Origin of the sequence: Streptomyces sp. NTH33 (genome assembly GCF_003236365.1) — a bacterium.
GTDB lineage: Bacteria > Actinomycetota > Actinomycetes > Streptomycetales > Streptomycetaceae > Streptomyces.
This window is the reverse complement of sequence record NZ_POTZ01001190.1, coordinates 1-254: the sequence shown is the minus strand read 5'-3', so window position 1 is coordinate 254 and position 254 is coordinate 1. Positions and strand designations below refer to the sequence as shown.

Annotated in this window: 1 pseudogene; it reads right to left on the bottom strand. The window is 64.6% G+C overall.

Annotation, left to right across the window (positions count from 1 at the left end):
* Positions 1 to 128: 128 nt before the first annotated feature.
* Positions 129 to 254: pseudogene (locus tag C1I97_RS42395) on the bottom strand (integrase); the annotation flags it as partial.

Below are 254 nucleotides of genomic sequence, written 5' to 3'. Positions count from 1 at the left end.
CTGAAAACCCTCGGAGCCGACAACATCGCCAAGACCACCCGGGCGATCCGCGACGAGCCCCACCGGGCACTCCCCATCCTGGGCATCACCAACGATCCGGACACCTACGGAACTTGATCAAACCCTGATATGAGGGTGCGGTCCAGCAGTTCGCGGCGGCAGGTCTGTATCCGGCGCTCTACGATCGAGTTCATCCGCGGTATCCGGATGCCGCTGGTGACGACCTCCAGGCCGGCGTCGGTCAGCACGGCGTC